The organism is Clostridium fessum (assembly GCF_027698965.1).
Taxonomy (GTDB): Bacteria; Bacillota; Clostridia; order Lachnospirales; family Lachnospiraceae; genus Otoolea; species Otoolea fessa.
The window spans coordinates 151,707-167,779 of record NZ_JAQEQF010000007.1; the positions used below are offsets into that span (position 1 = coordinate 151,707).

A 16,073-nucleotide genomic window follows, 5' to 3' on the forward strand; every position below is an offset into this window, starting at 1 on the left:
GCCTCCTACAAATAAAAATAAATTTTTTTGAAAAAAGTAGCACCAAATTCTCCAAATCTTTCATATTACCTATGCAAGAGTCAGCTGATAAGGAAAACGGATTGGAGAATAGAAAGTGATGATTCTGAAAAGAGATACAGAAGCGTTATGTGATAAAGTGAGAATTTATAATTTTTTCATTTCTGAAATTTTAGATATTCCAAAATTACAGGAAATCGGAATTGTGAATATCATAAAAGGAAGAAAAATTTATATACCTGTTAATAAGGAAGATGAGATAAGTAGCGTTTTTATCAAGGAAAATGAATATTTTGATAATTTGATATACTCGGTCGGAATAGATGGACACGTTTTTTCAGAAATGGAATTATCGGTTCCCGATGATGAAAAATACCATAATTTAAATTGTATGAGATTAGAAGAATGTCAGCTTCGATTAGAAGAGATAAAAGATTTTTTACTAAAAGAATACGGAATTGTTATCCGGTTTGAGGATTCTAAATTTAAAACGATGGAAATAAACAAAACGATCATCCTAAACGATGAATTTTTAAAGTATCAGAGACCGATAAAAACTATTATGTATCTGTTTCCAAAAAAATTGAGATTGAAAGAGAACGATTATTTTTCGGAAGACAAAAATACAGAAAAAAATTTCAAACGTTCCATTGAAACATTTATGAAAGACTCAGGAAAACAAGGAATAACCATCAAGTTTTATGATAAAAAAAGACAATTAGAAAATAAGTATAAAATTTCTCTTCCGTTCGAATGCTTACGGTTCGAAATAACATTGAAAAAACCATCCAAAATAAGGAAAGATTTAGGGACAAATAAAGTGTTCGAATTGACGGATGAAAAAATAAACGTTTACTTCAGAAAATTTGTAGAAGAAAACATTCGAAAACCAATGGAATTGTATCAGAAGCAAATGAAATCTAATTTACGTCGAATATTGAAGAAATATTATAGTCCATCCAGCCATACTTGGAGCAGGGATATTTTATTACAAATTAGTGGACAAGAATTAGAAAAAGGAGTGCCGCTTATGTTTGATATATCAAATTTATTAAATGAAATAGATGTTTTGAAACTTGGTTCAAAACAAAAGAAATATTCAGTTAAACAAAGATTTATCTGCATATGCCGGGAAGAGTTGCAGATTTATATGCAAGAAGACGGAAAACGCTGTTATGAACTCCTAACAAAATTGTAGTTTTTCTACTCATAACAACCCGTTTGAAATCGCTGGTTTGAAATCCTATAAATCCCCTGCGAAGCATTGATTTTTCAAAGGATTTTACACCAGAACGGGTAAAGGAAAAAACATTACCACAAATACAAAAAGGAGGAACACAGAAATGAATAGAAAACACATAAGAGAACCTACAAATTATTAATTAATATTATACCGTATCAAATCAAAATAACTAAATCAGAGAAAGGATATAAAAATTATGAAGAAGATTATTCATAATAAATTGTATAACACAGATACATCTGAATTGCTCGGACAGAAAGAATGGGGCGAACCCATGGACTTCTATTACATATTTGAATCATTATATCGAACCAGCAAGGGGAATTTCTTTCTATATAGGAAAGTTGGAGCTGGAAGTGAGTTTGCAAAACCCATAGGAAATAATAGCTGGGTTCCCAGAGAAGATATCGAAGCATTAGATAAGGAACAGGCACGGAATTGGGCTATCGACTATTTGGAACAGGGTAAGTTTGAAGGAGCAGAATGTCTCTTATATGTATAAGTAGTAACTGATTTTTTCGATGATCGCACCTGGTTATGCGGTCATCGGATATCAAAAGATAAATTTTTGAATATGTAAAGGAGAAAGAACCATGAAGAAAATCATTAACGGTAAGATGTATAATACGGAAACTGCAACGGAACTGGGACACTATCGGATGCATGAGTGCACTTTTAGTAGCATTTATGAGGCTTTGTATAAGACAAAAAAGGGGAACTACTTTTTACATGGTAGCGGAGGACCGCAATCAAAGTATAGTATCCAGAATGGATGTGATATTTGTGGCGGTGAAGAGATAATTCCGTTTACGGTAGACCAGGCGAGAGAATGGGCGGAGAAAAATTTGAATCCAGATGAGTATATCGCAGGATTTGGGGAAGTAGAAGAAGCCTAGGAAAATGGACTGGATATAAGCAGTATCAAATGTAACCTGATAATGGTTAGTATTAAAAGTGTACTAAAAACACTTCGTTTTACTTCCAAAAACCATTATTAAAACTAATGAACGTCAGATTTAATAGTATAGGAGAAAAAATGATATATGGATATGTAAGAATTTCAACGTCAAAACAAAGCTTGGAGCGTCAGATTCGAAATATAAAAGCAGTCGCCCCGAATGCTGTAATTGTAGAGGAAAAGTTTACAGGAACAACATTGAATAGACCCGAATGGATGAAATTATATAGTCATTTACAGTTCGGAGATACAATTTATTTTGATTCAGTTTCGCGAATGAGCCGAAACGCAGAAGACGGGTTTGCACTATATCACGAACTTTTTGATAAGGGGATTTCGCTTATATTTTTGAAAGAACCGCATATTAATACCGAAGTTTATAAGAAATCAATGGAAAATGAAATTCCAGATACTGGAACTGATGCCGATATAATTTTAAAGGCTGTTCGGGAATATTTAATGCGTTTAGCTGAAAAACAGATTCAAATTTCATTTGAACAAGCGGAAAAAGAAGTGGCAGATTTACGGCAAAGAACCAAAGAGGGACTAGAATCAGCAAGGTTACATGGAAAAAGAATTGGAATGCAATCAGGGCGTAAGCTACATATTAAGAAAAAAGCTGGGTTTCAGGAAGCAATTAAAAAATATAGCAAAGATTTCGATGGAAGTTTAAATGATATAGATGTGATGAAATTAACGGGTTTGTCACGGAATACATATTATAAATACAAGAAAGAGTTGAAAGGCGAATAAAAATGAAAAAATTTCAATTTGTCAATAATAGGACTATTTTTAGAAACTTATACATAGTAATTGGACAAAGGATGATCCTTGGGAGGATTTATGAGAAGAAACAAATGTTTGGATTATGTGATCCATAACCCAAATGAAGAAAAAGCAATGGAAGATTATTTATTTAGAATATTAGTAGATATCAATAAGCAAAAAGCGGAAAAAGCCTTTTTAGGTGAGGGCGAAAATCAAAATGCTAAAGAATCAGCTTGATAAAATCTAGCCCCGCATTTGTGCGGGGCTATTTTTGTAAAATATGTAGATTGGTAAAAGGAGAATATAATATGAATGTTGCAGCGTATTGTCGAGTATCAACAGATAAAAAGGATCAAATCAACAGTTTGGAGACTCAAAAAAATTTTTTTGAAGAATATGCAGATCGTAAAAAAGATAATATGGTAAAAATATATGCTGACGAAGGTATTTCTGGAACAAAAGTAAAAAATCGAAAACAGTTTTTACAAATGTTACGCGATGCTGAAAGAGGATTTTTTGAAAAACTATTGGTTAAAGATGCATCCAGAATGGCTAGGAATACGGTGGATTTTTTACAAGGAATACGAAAGTTAAAATCGTTGGGAGTAGATGTTGAGTTTGTTACATATAACATGACGGTTTTGGAGCAAAGTGAATTTGCATTGACAATTTGCGCGGCTCAGGCACAGGAAGAAAGCGCAAATATGTCTAAAAAGGTTAAATTTGGAAAGAAATTTAATGCAGAACGAGGAAGAGTCCCTAATATTGTATATGGATATGATAAAACACCGGGAGAATATTTTAAGTTGGATATAAATGAACAAGAAGCTGAGATTGTCCGTCAAATTTTTAAATGGTATACAGAAGAAGGATATGGAAGTCTTTCAATTGCTACCAAATTGAATGAAATGAATATACGGACAAAACGTCATTGTAAGTGGTCGCAGCACGCAATTGGTCGGATCCTTAAACATGATATTTATACAGGGAAAATCATAAATGGAAAAGAAGAAGTGGAAGATTTTCTGACAGGCAAGCGGAGAGCAAAGGATCCGAGTGAATGGGACGTTGTAGAGCGTCCAGAACTTAGAATTATCAGTGATGAAACCTTTGCACAAGCGCAGAAAAATTTTGCAGAAAGATATGATGCTTTTCATATGACAAGCGAACGATATAGTAATCGCTATCCTTTTTCTACATTAATTAAGTGCAAAGATTGTGGTAGGTCATTTCGACGACAGGCAAGAGGAAAGAAAAAAATAGCATCTTGGATATGCTCGAATCGAAATTATAGAGGAGTAGATGCTTGCCCGAATGCAAGTAAGGTCAAAGAAGAAGAATTAATGGACATAATACAGGAGATGTTTGAGAATCTTATAGCAGATAAAGAGATGATGATAAAGCGGGTTAAGGCGGAATTTACACGGATTTATAAAAAAACAAGTGATAATTTTCAGCGTGAAAAGGAATTAAAAAAGGAATTGAATAGGCTACAGGCAAAGAGAGAGCGTTATATAGAAATGCGAAGTGATGGACTGTTATCACGTGAAGAAGCAAAAGCCAAAAACGAAGCAGTACATAAACAGATAGATGTGATTGAAAATGAATTAAAGATAATGTCCTGCTGTCAGGTAGATAGTAGAACATTGGAAATGCGTTTGGCTAATACATTTAAAACGATTGAAGATATAGTAGATGTAAGAAAAATGGATAATGTTCAGTTGAAAAAAATCATTGATAGAATAGAAGTGGACAAGTCTGGACAAGTGAAAATTTTCCTTCATCTATTAGAAGACCTGCATATTGATGAAGATGTTCTGATTTGTGACAACCGTACATAAAGATGTGGCCGAGCGCCTTTCCCATATCAATCCGCCGCTTGCATCCCGGGCGCGTGTAGTACTGGACATCAACAAAGCGGAACGCCATATCCGGGGCGGGATGGCGACGAAAGAAAAATATGAGCATGAGCACCAGCTGCGCGCGTGCAGCCGGGATGAGAAATAGAAAAGCTGGTAAAATTGGAGCTGAAAGCAGAAAAAGGGGCATTCCGCCTGGACGGGCGGAGTGCCATTTTTTCTGCTTCATTGCAAACTATTTCAAAATATGCTATAGTAGCTTCGATTCATAAAGCTATATGTCAGCCAGATTCAGGCATATGGCAGCGTAGGAGGAACGGGAAAATTCTGAATTGAAAGATAAAAAACAAAGAGGAAGAATGATAGATGGAACCAAGACAGGCAATCCTGGTAGTCAGCTTCGGGACAAGCTACAATGACAGCCGAGAAAAGACGATCGGAGCGGTTGAGCGTGCAGTGGCGGAGGCATTTCCGGCATATGAGGTGCGCCGGGCATTTACCAGCCAGAGGATCATTGATAAATTGAAAAAGCGGGATCAACGGTCGATCGACAATTTGAAGGAGGCACTTGACCGGGCAGCAGCCGATGGGATTAAAAGTCTGATTGTGCAGCCGACCCATCTGATGGATGGATTTGAATACATGGATGTAAAAGCGGAAGTGGAAGCGAATCAGGGGCGTTTTGAACGGCTGGCGCTGGGAGCACCGCTTCTTGCCAGTGAAGCGGATCTGGATGCGGTGATCCGGGCGATGGCAGGAGAACTGGGCGGATATGACGATGGAAAAACGGCACTCTGCCTGATGGGGCATGGGACGGACGCGGCTTCCAATCAGGTGTATCAGAAGATGCAGGATAGGATGATCGCGGGCGGCTATGCAAATTATTACATCGGAACCGTGGAGGCGCAGCCGGATTTACAGGCGGTGATCGAGAAATTGGGCGCGCAGAAACACTATCAGAGGGCAGTGCTGCAGCCGCTCATGGTGGTTGCAGGCGACCATGCGAATCAGGATATGGCAGGTGAAGAGGAGGATTCCTGGAAGAGCCGCCTGGAACGCGCCGGATACCAGGTGGAATGCCGCATCCGGGGACTGGGAGAGGTTGAGGCGATCCGGAAGCTGTATGTGGCGCACGTGAGAGAGGCAGAGTGGGAAAAATGAAGAAAATAGGATGGATAACGGGAAAGAAAAGGTTACTTAGGATGGCAGGGCTGTCGCTTATGGGGGTGCTGCTCTTGAGTGGCTGTGGAAATACGGGAAAGAGTGCGGTGGCGGCAGCGTCGTCTACATCCGCCAGTGAGACATCCAATGAGGCGGGTAAAGGTACGAAAGTGTCCCAGCCGGCAGAAAACGTGGACGCACAGGTGGCGGAGGCATCACTTCCACAGCCGGGTGAGGCGATCAGTGCGTCCCTGGCCTGGAAATCGCGGATGGAGCTTGCCTATGCGACCCAGTTTGCGGTCGATACCTATGAGGATGCGGACGGGATGCAGTACGAAGCAGTTTCGGTTGCGGATGGAAGCCGTTTTCTTCTGATTCCAGAGGGCGGAAAGGTGCCGGAAGATCTTCCGGATTCGATCCAGGTGCTTAAGCGCCCGGTCAAACAGATTTATCTGGTAGCGACCGCGACCATGGATATGTTCCGGATGCTGGGAGCGCTTTCGGATATCCGGTTTTCGGGAACCGATGCGTCGGGCTGGTACATCCCGGAGGCAAAGGAGGCGATGGAGAATGGGTCAATTCTCTACGCAGGCAAGTACAGCGAACCGGATTATGAGCGGATCGTCTCGGAGGGCTGCGGTCTTGCAATAGAAAATACGATGATTCTCCATTCGCCGGAGGTAAAAGAAAAGTTGGAAAGTTTCGGAATCCCGGTGCTTGTGGATCATTCCAGCTACGAAGCACATCCGCTGGGGCGGACGGAATGGATCCGCCTGTATGGAGTGCTGACCGGAAAAGAAAAAGAGGCGGAAGCGGCATTTGCAAAGCAGGAAGCGGCTTTGCAGCGTGTTACAGAAGAAGGTTCGGATGCGGAGAACGCAGGCGGGAGCGTAAAAACAGAACAGACGGCACAGGCGGAAAAGCCGTCGGCGGCATTTTTCTATATTACGAACCAGGGCAGCGTGAACGTGCGCCGTTCCTCTGATTATATACCGAAAATGATAGAATTAGCGGGCGGCAGATACATATTCGGGCATCTGGGGGATGACGGAAAGCGGTCTTCGACCGTCAATATGCAGATGGAAGAATTTTATGCAGCCGCGAAAGAATCCGATTATCTGATTTATAACAGTACAATCGATGGAGAGATTCACTCAATTTCGGAGCTTTTGGCAAAAGCGCCGGTTCTCAAGGATTTCAAGGCGGTACAGGCGGGAAATGTCTGGTGTACGACGAAGAATCTCTATCAGGAATCTATGTCAGTTGGAGCGATGCTGGAAGATATCCATGCGATTTTCAGCGGAAGCCAGGAAGATGGGACATATCTGTATAAATTACAGTCGTGAGGAAGGAAAGTGTAATAAAGATAGATAGGAGAAACGATGCGTTCAGTATCAGAAGCAAACAGACAAAAACAGGAAAAAAAACAAAGAAACCTGGCGCAGGCAGGCAGACAGGTGCGGATCGCAGCCGCATTTCTGCTTCTGATTATGCTGCTGCTCCTGTCGCTTATCTGGAGCGCCTGCTCGGGCAGTGTATCGGTTCCACTCGTGGAATTTTTAGAGGAATTGCGGGAGCCTAAGCTGCGTGGAATGGCATGGACGATCATCTGGGAGATCCGTCTGCCGCGCGCGCTGGCGGCGCTGATCCTTGGCGGGGCGCTGGCACTGTCAGGGTATCTGTTACAGACCTTTTTCCACAATCCGATCGCGGGTCCCTTTGTGCTGGGAATTTCTTCTGGTTCAAAGCTTTTGGTAGCACTTGTGATGGTCGGATTTCTGGAATGGAATATTACGATCAATTCGGGGATGCTGGTGGCAGCGGCATTTGCCGGAGCGCTTCTCTCTATGCTGTTTGTGCTCCTGGTCGCGCGGAAAATGGAACAGATGGCAATGCTGATCGTCGGGGGCGTGATGATCGGCTATATTTGCTCGGCAATCACGGATTTTGTTGTGACCTTCGCCAGTGATGCGGATATTGTCAACCTGCATAACTGGTCGCGCGGAAGTTTTTCTGGTATGACATGGGAAAATGTAGCAGTCATGGCGGGCGTGACCTTTGTCTCAGCGGCAGCGGTGTTTCTGTTATCCAAGCCGATCGGCGCATACCAGATGGGGGAGACGTATGCGAAAAGCATGGGAGTCAATGTCGCACATCTGCGTTTCTTTATGGTGATTTTGTCCAGCATCTTATCTGGCTGCGTAGCGGCATTTGCCGGTCCGGTTTCCTTTGTTGGAATCGCGGTTCCGCATCTGATCCGCTGGCTGTTTGCCGATACAAGACCGCTGGTACTGATTCCGGGCTGTTTCCTGGGCGGAAGCGTGTTCTGCCTGTTCAGCGACTGGCTGGCGCGGACGGTCTTTGCCCCGACGGAATTGAGCATCAGCACGGTAACAGCTGTCTTCGGTGCGCCGGTCGTGATTTTTGTGATGATGCGGAAACATCGAAAGAGCACCTGAAGCATAGAGCAGCAGAGGAGAAAATACCATGAATCCAGAAACTGAGGAGAAGATCTACTTTTATACAGAGGACTTACAGGTTGGATACGGTGGAAAACAGATCTTAAATCCAGTCCGGATCGGGATAAAGAAGGGTGAGATCCTGACTTTAGTCGGACCGAATGGAGCCGGAAAATCGACCATTTTAAAGAGTGTCGCCGCGCAGCTTCCCCCTCTGGGAGGCGCGGTTTACCTGGACGGCGCGGACCTTCTGGGAATGAAGGGAACGGAGCGCGCACGGCGGATGGCGGTCATGTTTACGGAAAAGGTCCATGCAGAGTGGATGACCTGCCGGGATGTTGTGGCAGCCGGGCGTTATCCGTACACGGGGCGTTTTGGTGTCCTCTCGGAGGAGGACTGGAAGGCAGTTGATGAGGCGATGGAGGCAGTGCAGGTATCAGAGCTTCGGGAGCGGGACTTCCAGACGCTCAGCGACGGTCAGCGGCAGCGGGTGATGCTGGCGCGGGCGCTCTGTCAGGAGCCGGAACTGCTGCTTCTCGATGAGCCGACTTCCTATCTGGATATCCGTTATAAGCTGGAATTTATGTCGGTCTTGCAGGAGCTGGCGCGCCGCAAGAAGGTGGCAGTCATTTTATCCATTCATGAACTTGATCTGGCGGAGCGCGTCTCTGACTGGGTGCTGTGCGTCAGCCCGGGGCAGGAAAGCCGGTTTGGACGCCCGGAAGAGATGCTGACTCCGGAACATCTTTCCGAGCTTTTCCAGATCGAGGAAGGGCGCTTCCGTCAGACAGGCGGCAGTATGGAGCTTCCGCGTCCGGAGGGGGCGCCAGAGGTGTTTGTGCTGGCAGGAGGAGGAAGCGGGCGCGCTGTCTTCTGGCAGCTTCAGAGAGCTGGAACCACGTTTGCGGCAGGGATCGTATCGGAAGCCGACTTAGATTATCCGCCGGCTTGTACATTGGCGTCCAGATTGATTGCAGTCCCCGCATTTGAAGAAATATCAGAGGAAAAGGAACAAGAAGCCAGAGAATGTCTGGATGCGTGCCAGTGCGTGATTGCGTGCCGCAGGCAGTATGGGGGCTGGGCGGCGGCGAACGACCGGCTGCTGGCGTATGCCAGGGAAAAAGGAAAAAAGATAGAATATCACAACCTTCCGCTTCATAAAATGCAGTAAATCAAAGCATTTTGCCGCGTGGCTGCGTGCAGGGGAGCGGGAGGTTTTTTATTTGATGAAAAGTAAGAAAAGCAGGAAAAAATGGCTTCTAAGCCTTATGGTTGTGATGGGAATCTTTCTGGCGGGGGTCTATGCGGTTGCATGCGGCGGTGAAAAACAGGCAGAAAAATTGCGGGATCTGGAATTTGCCGTCATAGGTCCCGATGAGACGCCGCAGGAGCTGGCGCAGATCATAGAAGAAAAGAAGAACGATTCCTTCCGCCTGACTTACACAAGCGGAAATGACCTCTACATAGCTGCCGGGTACGGCAAGCAGGAGACCGGCGGTTACAGCATTACGGTTCCGGAGTTGTACCTGACGGACAATTCGATCATCGTCAAGACCGAGTTAAAAGGACCGGAGAGAAGCGAGCCGACCGGGGAAGAGCCGTCGTATCCGTATATTGTGCTGCGGACGGAACTGCTGGAGGAACCAGTGGTATTCCAGTAGTTTCCTATGAAACAAAAAAACAGGAACCGGCGAGAGTATCATCCGGTTCCTGTCTTTATGCAGTTTCTGCAGAACGATTTCCGCAGGATTTCCTATATGAGTATAAGACTGGTTTCCTGATTACAGGGAAAGAGCCTCTTTTACCTTGGAAATGATGTGAAGTCCGATGTCTCTGGAAGCATCTACGGACTGAGCGCCGATGTGCGGGGAAACGATGAAGTTGTCGCACTCGAACAGCGGGCTTGCGAATGTATCATCACCTGTCAGACCGCTGCCAGCCAGCTCGTTCTCCATAACGTCTGCTGCGTAGCCGCCGATCTTGCCAGCTTTCAGAGCCTCGTACATATCTTTCTCGTTTACGATACCACCACGACTCATGTTCAGAACAACTGCATCATCCTTCATCTCAGCGATGGACTTAGCGTTGAACAGATCCTTTGTCTCTGGTGTCAGCGGTACGTGGATAGATACGAAATCAGCTACCTTTAACATCTCGTCTACGGACATGCCAGTTGCATGCTCTTTCTCGAAATCTTCCGGTTTCAGGAATGGATCGTAAGCAACGACAGTCATACCAAATGCACGACCAAGTTCACCGACTCTCTTACCGATACGACCGAAGCCCATAACGCCCAGAGTCTTGCCGCGAAGCTCACGACCTTCGAATTTATATTTGTTCCACTCATGTTTTACTTTTACATCGTAGTTAGCTGTGAAAGTACCACGGGAGATATCTAACATCTTGGAAATGGTCAGCTCTGCAACTGCGTTAGCGTTTAAGCCCGGTGCGTTGAAGATCTGGATTCCTTTGGATTTTGCGTAGTCCATATCAATGTGGTTCAGACCAACGGAGCAAACGCCGATAACCTTCAGGTTCTTAGCAGCGTCGATGATCTCCTGATCGATCTTCGGATCTACACGCATGATCAGAACGTCTACGTCACCGATTTCAGCTAATAACTGATCCTTGGTGGACGGCAGATTCTCTGCAGTTTTAACTTCCATGTATTTGCTGAGTTCTTCAGCAATACCAGCGTATACTTTGTCAATGATAAGACACTTCATAGTTTAATTTCCTCCGCTCTTATTTTGTAAAATGTACCTATATGCAAGTATACCTAAAATCTGCTGTCCAGTCAAGTCATTTTGCCGTACCAAACAGAAACTCGTATTCGATTTTTTGTATAACACTTATAAGTAAATGCTGGATGAAAAGGGGTTTTTGTAGAAAATGCCGCGGGAGCGATTTATAAATTGTATTTTGAGATAGGGCAGACTATAATAAAGGTACGATGCAGTTCAAAGTCCGGTTCCGGACGGCATTCGATGATTCTGCCCGCAAAGAGGGCATCTGTGATTCACAGAAATATCCGGGTATTTATGAAATTTCATAATGCATTTTTTGTTTCAGGGGAAACTGCGTCCTATGAAACAAAAAAATAGCAGTCATATGATTGAGCAGTGCTGAATATAAGTATCATATCGTTACTGTTCACAGGTAGGCACTTTTGGAACCGAAAGTGCCGTAAGAAAACGTGGTGGTAGCGGGAATTTGCCGTATTTAAATGCGAAGCCACGGCAAATTCCGTTACGGGGCACGTATGCGTGAACAATAACAATTTTAGAAAGGATGGAGAAGGTTGAGAGAGGAGTACGGAAATTTAGAACGTGCTTACGAAAGAATGCGGTTCGGCTGGCAGGAGACATTTGCCGGGGAATGGCAGAAAGGGAGAATGTATGGGGAAAAGAGAAGACAGAAGATATGGCGGGAGGCTGGCAGTGCTGACGTTTGTGCTGCTGTGCCTGCAGGGCACCGGCGGACAGGCTTACGCACAGGAAGATAAGGCGGGAGAACGGCGGATCCGTTATTCTTCTTCCTATTTGAAAGAGGTTGAGATACCAGAAGCGCCGGAAGAATATCTGGAAGAGGGGGAAATTACCTACCGGCTTGTGGGGACAGAGATAGAGGCGGTGCCGGTGCGCGGCAGAACGCGGGAGGTTTCGGGGGAGATGGTCTATCCATCCGTGACGCGGGAACAGGAGATCCCGGCGAGAGCGCCGATGGAGGTGGAGGATCGGGAGAGCCGGAAGACCGTATCGGTTATGTTGGATCTGAAAAGAACCTCTTATGAGAACGAACACTGGCAGGATGGATTTGAGATTTCGGTCGTATTTCACGAATACGGGGCGGACACATACCGGCTGGGTGGAACTGTCGTGATGCATGATGAAAAAGTGCCGCCGTTGGAGGCGTGCAGGGAAGAACTGCTTGCAAGTGCAGGGCTATCGGAGGATGAGGTGCAGATTGAGTCCGCAAGCTGGGAGGGAGATGCTTATCAGGATGAGGCTGGCATCTGGTGCCGCAATGCGGCGGTACAGGCAAAACGCCGCGTATGGGATTGCCGGGCAGTGTACGGGGGAACGGTCAGACTTCCGGAATATGAGCGTTACCGGAGGCGGATGGAGTATGAAAAAGCGGAACTGGATGTGGAAGAGATGACAGAAATAGAAGTGGATCCGGGAACTCTGGTGGAAACAGAGACTGCGCCGGTGGAAAACCTCCCGCTTCCGTTCTGGAGACGGTGGATTCACTACGGACTGACGATCAGTGTAAGTCTGCTGCTGCTTTTACTGGCATGGCTTGGATTTCGGCAGCTGCGGCGGATGGCGCGTGAAAAAAACGAACGGTAGGTTATGTGGGCGCAGTTGATAAAAGGAAAAAAGTGCCGTATACTAGAAAACTGGTAAGCTGGCGGTTATGGTTCGTGTAAAAAAAATTTGAAATCAGAGGCACGGCGTGAGGATATGCCGGCAGCCAGAATTGGGGATCAGACCAGAAAGAAGAGGAAAAACGGCGTGACAAGAGATGTTGTATTTAAAATGGAACGTCCGGGACTGGTAGAAGTCGGACAGACAGTAGAGGTGACGGAGTCGGTGACGCCGTTTAATGTCAATTATATGATTGAACCGGCGGTGGCGATGTCGGGGCTTTTTAAGCTGAATGACCGGATTCCCGCCGATCATGGCGTGGTAAAGGCGATCGAGGAAAATGACCGCGGTTACTATGTGACGGTTACGTTTGAGTATGAATAAAAGGACAGAAAGGGAAAAAGATGGCAGGAAAAATACCGAACGATCCGATTATGTGCCTGAGTTTTGTGAACACACAGCTCAGAGATTTTTACCCGGATTTAGATGAATTATGCAGTGCGTTTGATACAGAACGGTCGGAGCTTGAGAAGAAGCTGCAGGCGGTGGGATATACCTATGACAGAGAAAAGAACCAGTTCCGCTAGGGCACGGTCAGGCTTTACGCTGGCAGAGCTGCTGATCGTGACCGGGATTGTGGCGATTCTCGTTGCAGTTTCGATCCCGATCATGTCCGGACAGGTACAGAAAGCGAAGGAAGTGCGGGCGAAAGCCGAGGCGAGGATTCTATGCATGGCGCTCTGGATGTATCTACATGATTTGGATGAACAGGACATTCATCCGGAAAGCTGGGAGCTGATGATGGATCTGGGTGGTTCTTTCCGGGATCTGGGAGAAAATCCGCTGGAAAACTATCTGGATGGAGAGATTTCTGAGGATGTGTCTATCTACAGCGTGTATTACAGCGATACACTGGAAAGCTATGAGGGAATCTTGTGCGAGATAGGTGGAATCGAGGTGGAAGCGCTGATCAGCGGAAAGACGGAGATTGTGAATCCATAAAAAATAGAGAGGCAGGTTACTGTTCACAGGTAGGCACTTTGGGAACCGAAAGTGCCGTAAGAAAACGTGGTGGCAGCAGGAATTTGCCGTATTTAAATGCGAAGCCACGGCAAATTCCGATACTGGGCACGTATGCGTGAACAGTAACAGAGGCAGGATGTCTTACAAGGAAAGTCTTGTAAAACCCTGCTTCTTTCTATATAATGAGACAGTAAAGCAGTCTGTCTGGAAATGAAAATAGCAGGATAAAAACCAGACGGTTTCGGACAGATACAAGAGAAAAGAGAGGTATCAGTATGTTTCGCGCGATAAAGATAGTAGGAACGATCGTCAGCTTCCTTGTTGGTTCCATCGGCACATTGCACCGTATGGATAAACAGGGACAGGTAGATCCGGTCGCAGTGGAGGAAGAAAGCACCCAGATGGTGCGTAATATTTTTGAAAAACTGCTCAAAATGGCAGGTGTGACGGTAGAGGTGCGCGGATATGAAAATATTCCGCAGGATCGCCCGGTGCTCTATGTGGGAAACCACCGGAGCTATTTTGATATCCTGGTTGGCTATACGACGGTTCCGGGACTGATGGGATTTGTGGCAAAGAAAGAGATGGAGAAGATTCCGCTCTTGTCAAAATGGATGCTCAATGTCAACTGTCTGTTTTTAGATCGGAATAATATAAAAGAAGGTTTAAAAACGATTCTGGCGGGGATCGAGAAAGTGCGCCGCGGCGTTTCTGTCTGGATTTTTCCGGAGGGAACCCGCAATAAAAATGAACAGCTTTCAGATCTGCTTCCATTTAAAGAGGGAAGCTTGAAGATTGCAGAGAAATCTGGCTGTCCGGTTGTTCCAGTGGCGATCAAGGGAACAGCGGAGGTCTTTGAGAAGCATATTCCGCTTATTTGTCCAAGCCATGTCGTGATTGAGTTCGGCGAGCCGTTTATCGTGAAAGAGCTGGATCCGGAGAACCGGAAGTTTGTCGGCGCATATACGAGAGAAAAGATCGCAGGGATGCTTTCAGAGATGGAAAAGGAGAACAGCTAAGAGATGGATTTGCTGGAGATAAGAGGGCGTCTGGACCAGATTGACACCCAGATAGAAAAGTTATTTGAGGAGAGAATGCGCCTTTGCAGCGAGGTGGCAGAGTATAAGATCGCGACCGGAAAGGCGGTTTACGACGCCGAGCGTGAGAAACAGAAGATCGAGTCAGTTCAGGCGATGGCGGAGAGCGAGTTCAACAAGCAGGCGGTTGCCGAACTGTTTTTGCAGATGATGACGCTGAGCCGCCGGTATCAGTATCAGACCATTGCAGGGCGCGTCGGCGGTCCGGATCTGGGCTTCCATAAGGTGGAGAAGCTTGAAACAGCCGGAAAGCGCGTGGTGTTCCAGGGATTAGAGGGCGCTTACGGTCATGCGGCGGCGCTGCAGTTCTTTGGAAAAGACGCGGATATCCATCATGTACGCCGGTTTGAGGATATGATGGTGGAGATTCAGGAGGGAAAAGCCGATTTTGCGGTGCTTCCGATTGAAAATTCTTCCGCCGGTGCCGTGACGGACAACTATGATCTGCTTTTAAAATACGACAATGTGATCGTGGCGGAGACATTTCTGCCGGTACATCACTACCTGCTTGGCACACCGGACGCGGAACTTTCCGATGTGAAGCGTGTTTTTGCCCATCCGCAGGCGTTGATGCAGAGCAGCGACTTCTTAAACCAGCACGACTGGCAGCAGCTCAGCATGGAAAATAATGCTGTGGCGGCACAGAAGGTACGCGATGAGAAAGATCCGTCACAGGCGGCAGTCGCAGGTGAGGTGGCAGGTGAGATTTACGGACTCAAAAAGCTGGCAGGTCCGATCAACAACTGTCCGGACAATACGACCCGTTTCCTGATTCTGGCGAAGGATCGCGTCTATCAGGCGGGTGCAGAGAAAATCAGCCTCTGTTTCGAGCTGCCGCACCGCAGCGGTACGCTGTACAGTATGCTCGGCAATTTTATTTTCAATGACGTCAATATGCGTATGATCGAGTCCCGTCCGATCCCGGAGGAGAGTTGGCAGTACCGCTTCTTCGTGGACATCGAGGGAAACCTGGAGGATGCCGGTGTGCAGAATGCACTGTACGGAATCATGCGCGAAGCGAAAAATGTAAAAATATTAGGAAATTACTAGACTCTTTAGCTTAGGACAAGACAGAATGGGTTGCTGTCCACGGGCAGGCATTTTTGAGACTGAAAGT

General features: G+C 45.7%; 18 protein-coding genes and 1 pseudogene. 18 read left to right on the plus strand and 1 reads right to left on the minus strand.

Going from position 1 to position 16,073, the window contains the following annotated elements; all coding sequences use genetic code 11:
- Window positions 1-118 precede the first annotated feature (118 nt).
- The 12 genes and pseudogenes from PG862_RS10470 to PG862_RS10525 all read left to right on the plus strand — a co-directional run bounded on the left by PG862_RS10470 (window position 119) and on the right by PG862_RS10525 (window position 10,127).
- A complete protein-coding gene (locus PG862_RS10470; protein WP_270707330.1) occupies window positions 119-1,216 on the plus strand; it encodes a hypothetical protein in 1,098 nt (365 codons plus the stop codon).
- A gap of 241 nt (window positions 1,217-1,457) precedes the next feature.
- Window positions 1,458-1,763, plus strand: coding sequence for a hypothetical protein (locus PG862_RS10475; protein WP_270707332.1), 306 nt, complete (start codon window positions 1,458-1,460; stop codon window positions 1,761-1,763).
- Window positions 1,764-1,854: 91 nt separating this feature from the next.
- On the plus strand, window positions 1,855-2,157 hold the full coding sequence (locus tag PG862_RS10480; RefSeq protein ID WP_270707333.1) for a hypothetical protein: 303 nt from the start codon (window positions 1,855-1,857) through the stop codon (window positions 2,155-2,157).
- A gap of 140 nt (window positions 2,158-2,297) precedes the next feature.
- A complete protein-coding gene (locus PG862_RS10485; protein ID WP_270707334.1) occupies window positions 2,298-2,972 on the plus strand; it encodes a recombinase family protein in 675 nt (224 codons plus the stop codon).
- A gap of 90 nt (window positions 2,973-3,062) precedes the next feature.
- Entirely contained in the window at window positions 3,063-3,224 is a 162-nt protein-coding gene (locus tag PG862_RS10490) for a hypothetical protein (RefSeq protein WP_270707335.1), read from the plus strand.
- 71 nt (window positions 3,225-3,295) lie between these two features.
- Window positions 3,296-4,828, plus strand: a complete 1,533-nt coding sequence (locus PG862_RS10495; protein ID WP_270707336.1) for a recombinase family protein — start codon at window positions 3,296-3,298, stop codon at window positions 4,826-4,828.
- Window positions 4,815-4,994, plus strand: a pseudogene (locus tag PG862_RS10500) (sporulation transcriptional regulator SpoIIID); the annotation flags it as partial. The gene PG862_RS10495 and the pseudogene PG862_RS10500, both read left to right, overlap by 14 nt.
- A 218-nt stretch (window positions 4,995-5,212) precedes the next feature.
- Window positions 5,213-6,007 (plus strand): sirohydrochlorin cobaltochelatase, encoded by a 795-nt coding sequence (locus PG862_RS10505; protein ID WP_118481931.1) that lies wholly within the window; start codon window positions 5,213-5,215, stop codon window positions 6,005-6,007.
- Entirely contained in the window at window positions 6,004-7,353 is a 1,350-nt protein-coding gene (locus PG862_RS10510) for an ABC transporter substrate-binding protein (protein ID WP_270707337.1), read from the plus strand. Before PG862_RS10505 ends, PG862_RS10510 begins: the two co-directional genes overlap by 4 nt.
- 36 nt (window positions 7,354-7,389) lie before the next feature.
- Window positions 7,390-8,466: a FecCD family ABC transporter permease gene (locus tag PG862_RS10515; protein ID WP_333563205.1), complete on the plus strand. Its 1,077-nt coding sequence runs from the start codon at window positions 7,390-7,392 to the stop codon at window positions 8,464-8,466.
- Between the two features lie 28 nt (window positions 8,467-8,494).
- Window positions 8,495-9,637: an ABC transporter ATP-binding protein gene (locus PG862_RS10520; protein WP_270707338.1), complete on the plus strand. Its 1,143-nt coding sequence runs from the start codon at window positions 8,495-8,497 to the stop codon at window positions 9,635-9,637.
- 55 nt (window positions 9,638-9,692) lie between these two features.
- The gene (locus tag PG862_RS10525; RefSeq protein ID WP_107001425.1) at window positions 9,693-10,127 is read left to right on the plus strand and encodes a protease complex subunit PrcB family protein; all 435 of its coding nucleotides are present in this window, start codon (window positions 9,693-9,695) and stop codon (window positions 10,125-10,127) included.
- A gap of 120 nt (window positions 10,128-10,247) precedes the next feature.
- Here PG862_RS10525 and PG862_RS10530 read toward each other — a convergent pair whose 3' ends face one another.
- Entirely contained in the window at window positions 10,248-11,192 is a 945-nt protein-coding gene (locus PG862_RS10530) for a D-2-hydroxyacid dehydrogenase (RefSeq protein ID WP_022360306.1), read from the minus strand.
- Window positions 11,193-11,864: 672 nt separating this feature from the next.
- Here PG862_RS10530 and PG862_RS10535 point away from each other — a divergent pair.
- The 6 genes from PG862_RS10535 (at window position 11,865) to PG862_RS10560 (ending at window position 16,006) form a co-directional block, all read left to right on the plus strand.
- Window positions 11,865-12,818, plus strand: a complete 954-nt coding sequence (locus PG862_RS10535; RefSeq protein WP_270707341.1) for a hypothetical protein — start codon at window positions 11,865-11,867, stop codon at window positions 12,816-12,818.
- Between the two features lie 165 nt (window positions 12,819-12,983).
- Entirely contained in the window at window positions 12,984-13,220 is a 237-nt protein-coding gene (locus PG862_RS10540; RefSeq protein WP_333490915.1) for a hypothetical protein, read from the plus strand.
- A 20-nt stretch (window positions 13,221-13,240) separates the two neighbouring features.
- Window positions 13,241-13,423, plus strand: coding sequence for a DUF4250 domain-containing protein (locus tag PG862_RS10545; RefSeq protein WP_022360303.1), 183 nt, complete (start codon window positions 13,241-13,243; stop codon window positions 13,421-13,423).
- Window positions 13,395-13,838 carry a type IV pilin protein gene (locus tag PG862_RS10550; protein ID WP_118472612.1) on the plus strand — a complete coding sequence of 148 codons (444 nt, stop codon included), beginning with the start codon at window positions 13,395-13,397 and terminating at the stop codon, window positions 13,836-13,838. The genes PG862_RS10545 and PG862_RS10550 overlap by 29 nt, the downstream gene beginning before the upstream one ends.
- 296 nt (window positions 13,839-14,134) lie before the next feature.
- Window positions 14,135-14,878: a lysophospholipid acyltransferase family protein gene (locus tag PG862_RS10555; protein WP_107001428.1), complete on the plus strand. Its 744-nt coding sequence runs from the start codon at window positions 14,135-14,137 to the stop codon at window positions 14,876-14,878.
- Window positions 14,879-14,881: 3 nt separating this feature from the next.
- Window positions 14,882-16,006 carry a bifunctional chorismate mutase/prephenate dehydratase gene (locus PG862_RS10560; RefSeq protein ID WP_117796050.1) on the plus strand — a complete coding sequence of 375 codons (1,125 nt, stop codon included), beginning with the start codon at window positions 14,882-14,884 and terminating at the stop codon, window positions 16,004-16,006.
- The last annotated feature ends 67 nt before the right edge of the window (window positions 16,007-16,073 follow it).

What these genes read in the sequence shown, in the direction of transcription:
- PG862_RS10485 (WP_270707334.1), top strand. Translation starts at nt 2,298, where the DNA reads ATGATATATGGATATGTAAGAATTTCAACGTCAAAACAAAGCTTGGAG.
- PG862_RS10470 (WP_270707330.1), top strand. Translation starts at nt 119, where the DNA reads ATGATTCTGAAAAGAGATACAGAAGCGTTATGTGATAAAGTGAGAATT.
- PG862_RS10515 (WP_333563205.1), top strand. Translation starts at nt 7,390, where the DNA reads ATGCGTTCAGTATCAGAAGCAAACAGACAAAAACAGGAAAAAAAACAA.
- PG862_RS10560 (WP_117796050.1), top strand. Translation starts at nt 14,882, where the DNA reads ATGGATTTGCTGGAGATAAGAGGGCGTCTGGACCAGATTGACACCCAG.
- PG862_RS10535 (WP_270707341.1), top strand. Translation starts at nt 11,865, where the DNA reads ATGGGGAAAAGAGAAGACAGAAGATATGGCGGGAGGCTGGCAGTGCTG.
- PG862_RS10490 (WP_270707335.1), top strand. Translation starts at nt 3,063, where the DNA reads ATGAGAAGAAACAAATGTTTGGATTATGTGATCCATAACCCAAATGAA.
- PG862_RS10525 (WP_107001425.1), top strand. Translation starts at nt 9,693, where the DNA reads ATGAAAAGTAAGAAAAGCAGGAAAAAATGGCTTCTAAGCCTTATGGTT.
- PG862_RS10495 (WP_270707336.1), top strand. Translation starts at nt 3,296, where the DNA reads ATGAATGTTGCAGCGTATTGTCGAGTATCAACAGATAAAAAGGATCAA.
- PG862_RS10550 (WP_118472612.1), top strand. Translation starts at nt 13,395, where the DNA reads ATGACAGAGAAAAGAACCAGTTCCGCTAGGGCACGGTCAGGCTTTACG.
- PG862_RS10555 (WP_107001428.1), top strand. Translation starts at nt 14,135, where the DNA reads ATGTTTCGCGCGATAAAGATAGTAGGAACGATCGTCAGCTTCCTTGTT.
- PG862_RS10520 (WP_270707338.1), top strand. Translation starts at nt 8,495, where the DNA reads ATGAATCCAGAAACTGAGGAGAAGATCTACTTTTATACAGAGGACTTA.
- PG862_RS10475 (WP_270707332.1), top strand. Translation starts at nt 1,458, where the DNA reads ATGAAGAAGATTATTCATAATAAATTGTATAACACAGATACATCTGAA.
- PG862_RS10545 (WP_022360303.1), top strand. Translation starts at nt 13,241, where the DNA reads ATGGCAGGAAAAATACCGAACGATCCGATTATGTGCCTGAGTTTTGTG.
- PG862_RS10480 (WP_270707333.1), top strand. Translation starts at nt 1,855, where the DNA reads ATGAAGAAAATCATTAACGGTAAGATGTATAATACGGAAACTGCAACG.
- PG862_RS10530 (WP_022360306.1), bottom strand. Translation starts at nt 11,192, where the DNA reads ATGAAGTGTCTTATCATTGACAAAGTATACGCTGGTATTGCTGAAGAA.
- PG862_RS10510 (WP_270707337.1), top strand. Translation starts at nt 6,004, where the DNA reads ATGAAGAAAATAGGATGGATAACGGGAAAGAAAAGGTTACTTAGGATG.
- PG862_RS10505 (WP_118481931.1), top strand. Translation starts at nt 5,213, where the DNA reads ATGGAACCAAGACAGGCAATCCTGGTAGTCAGCTTCGGGACAAGCTAC.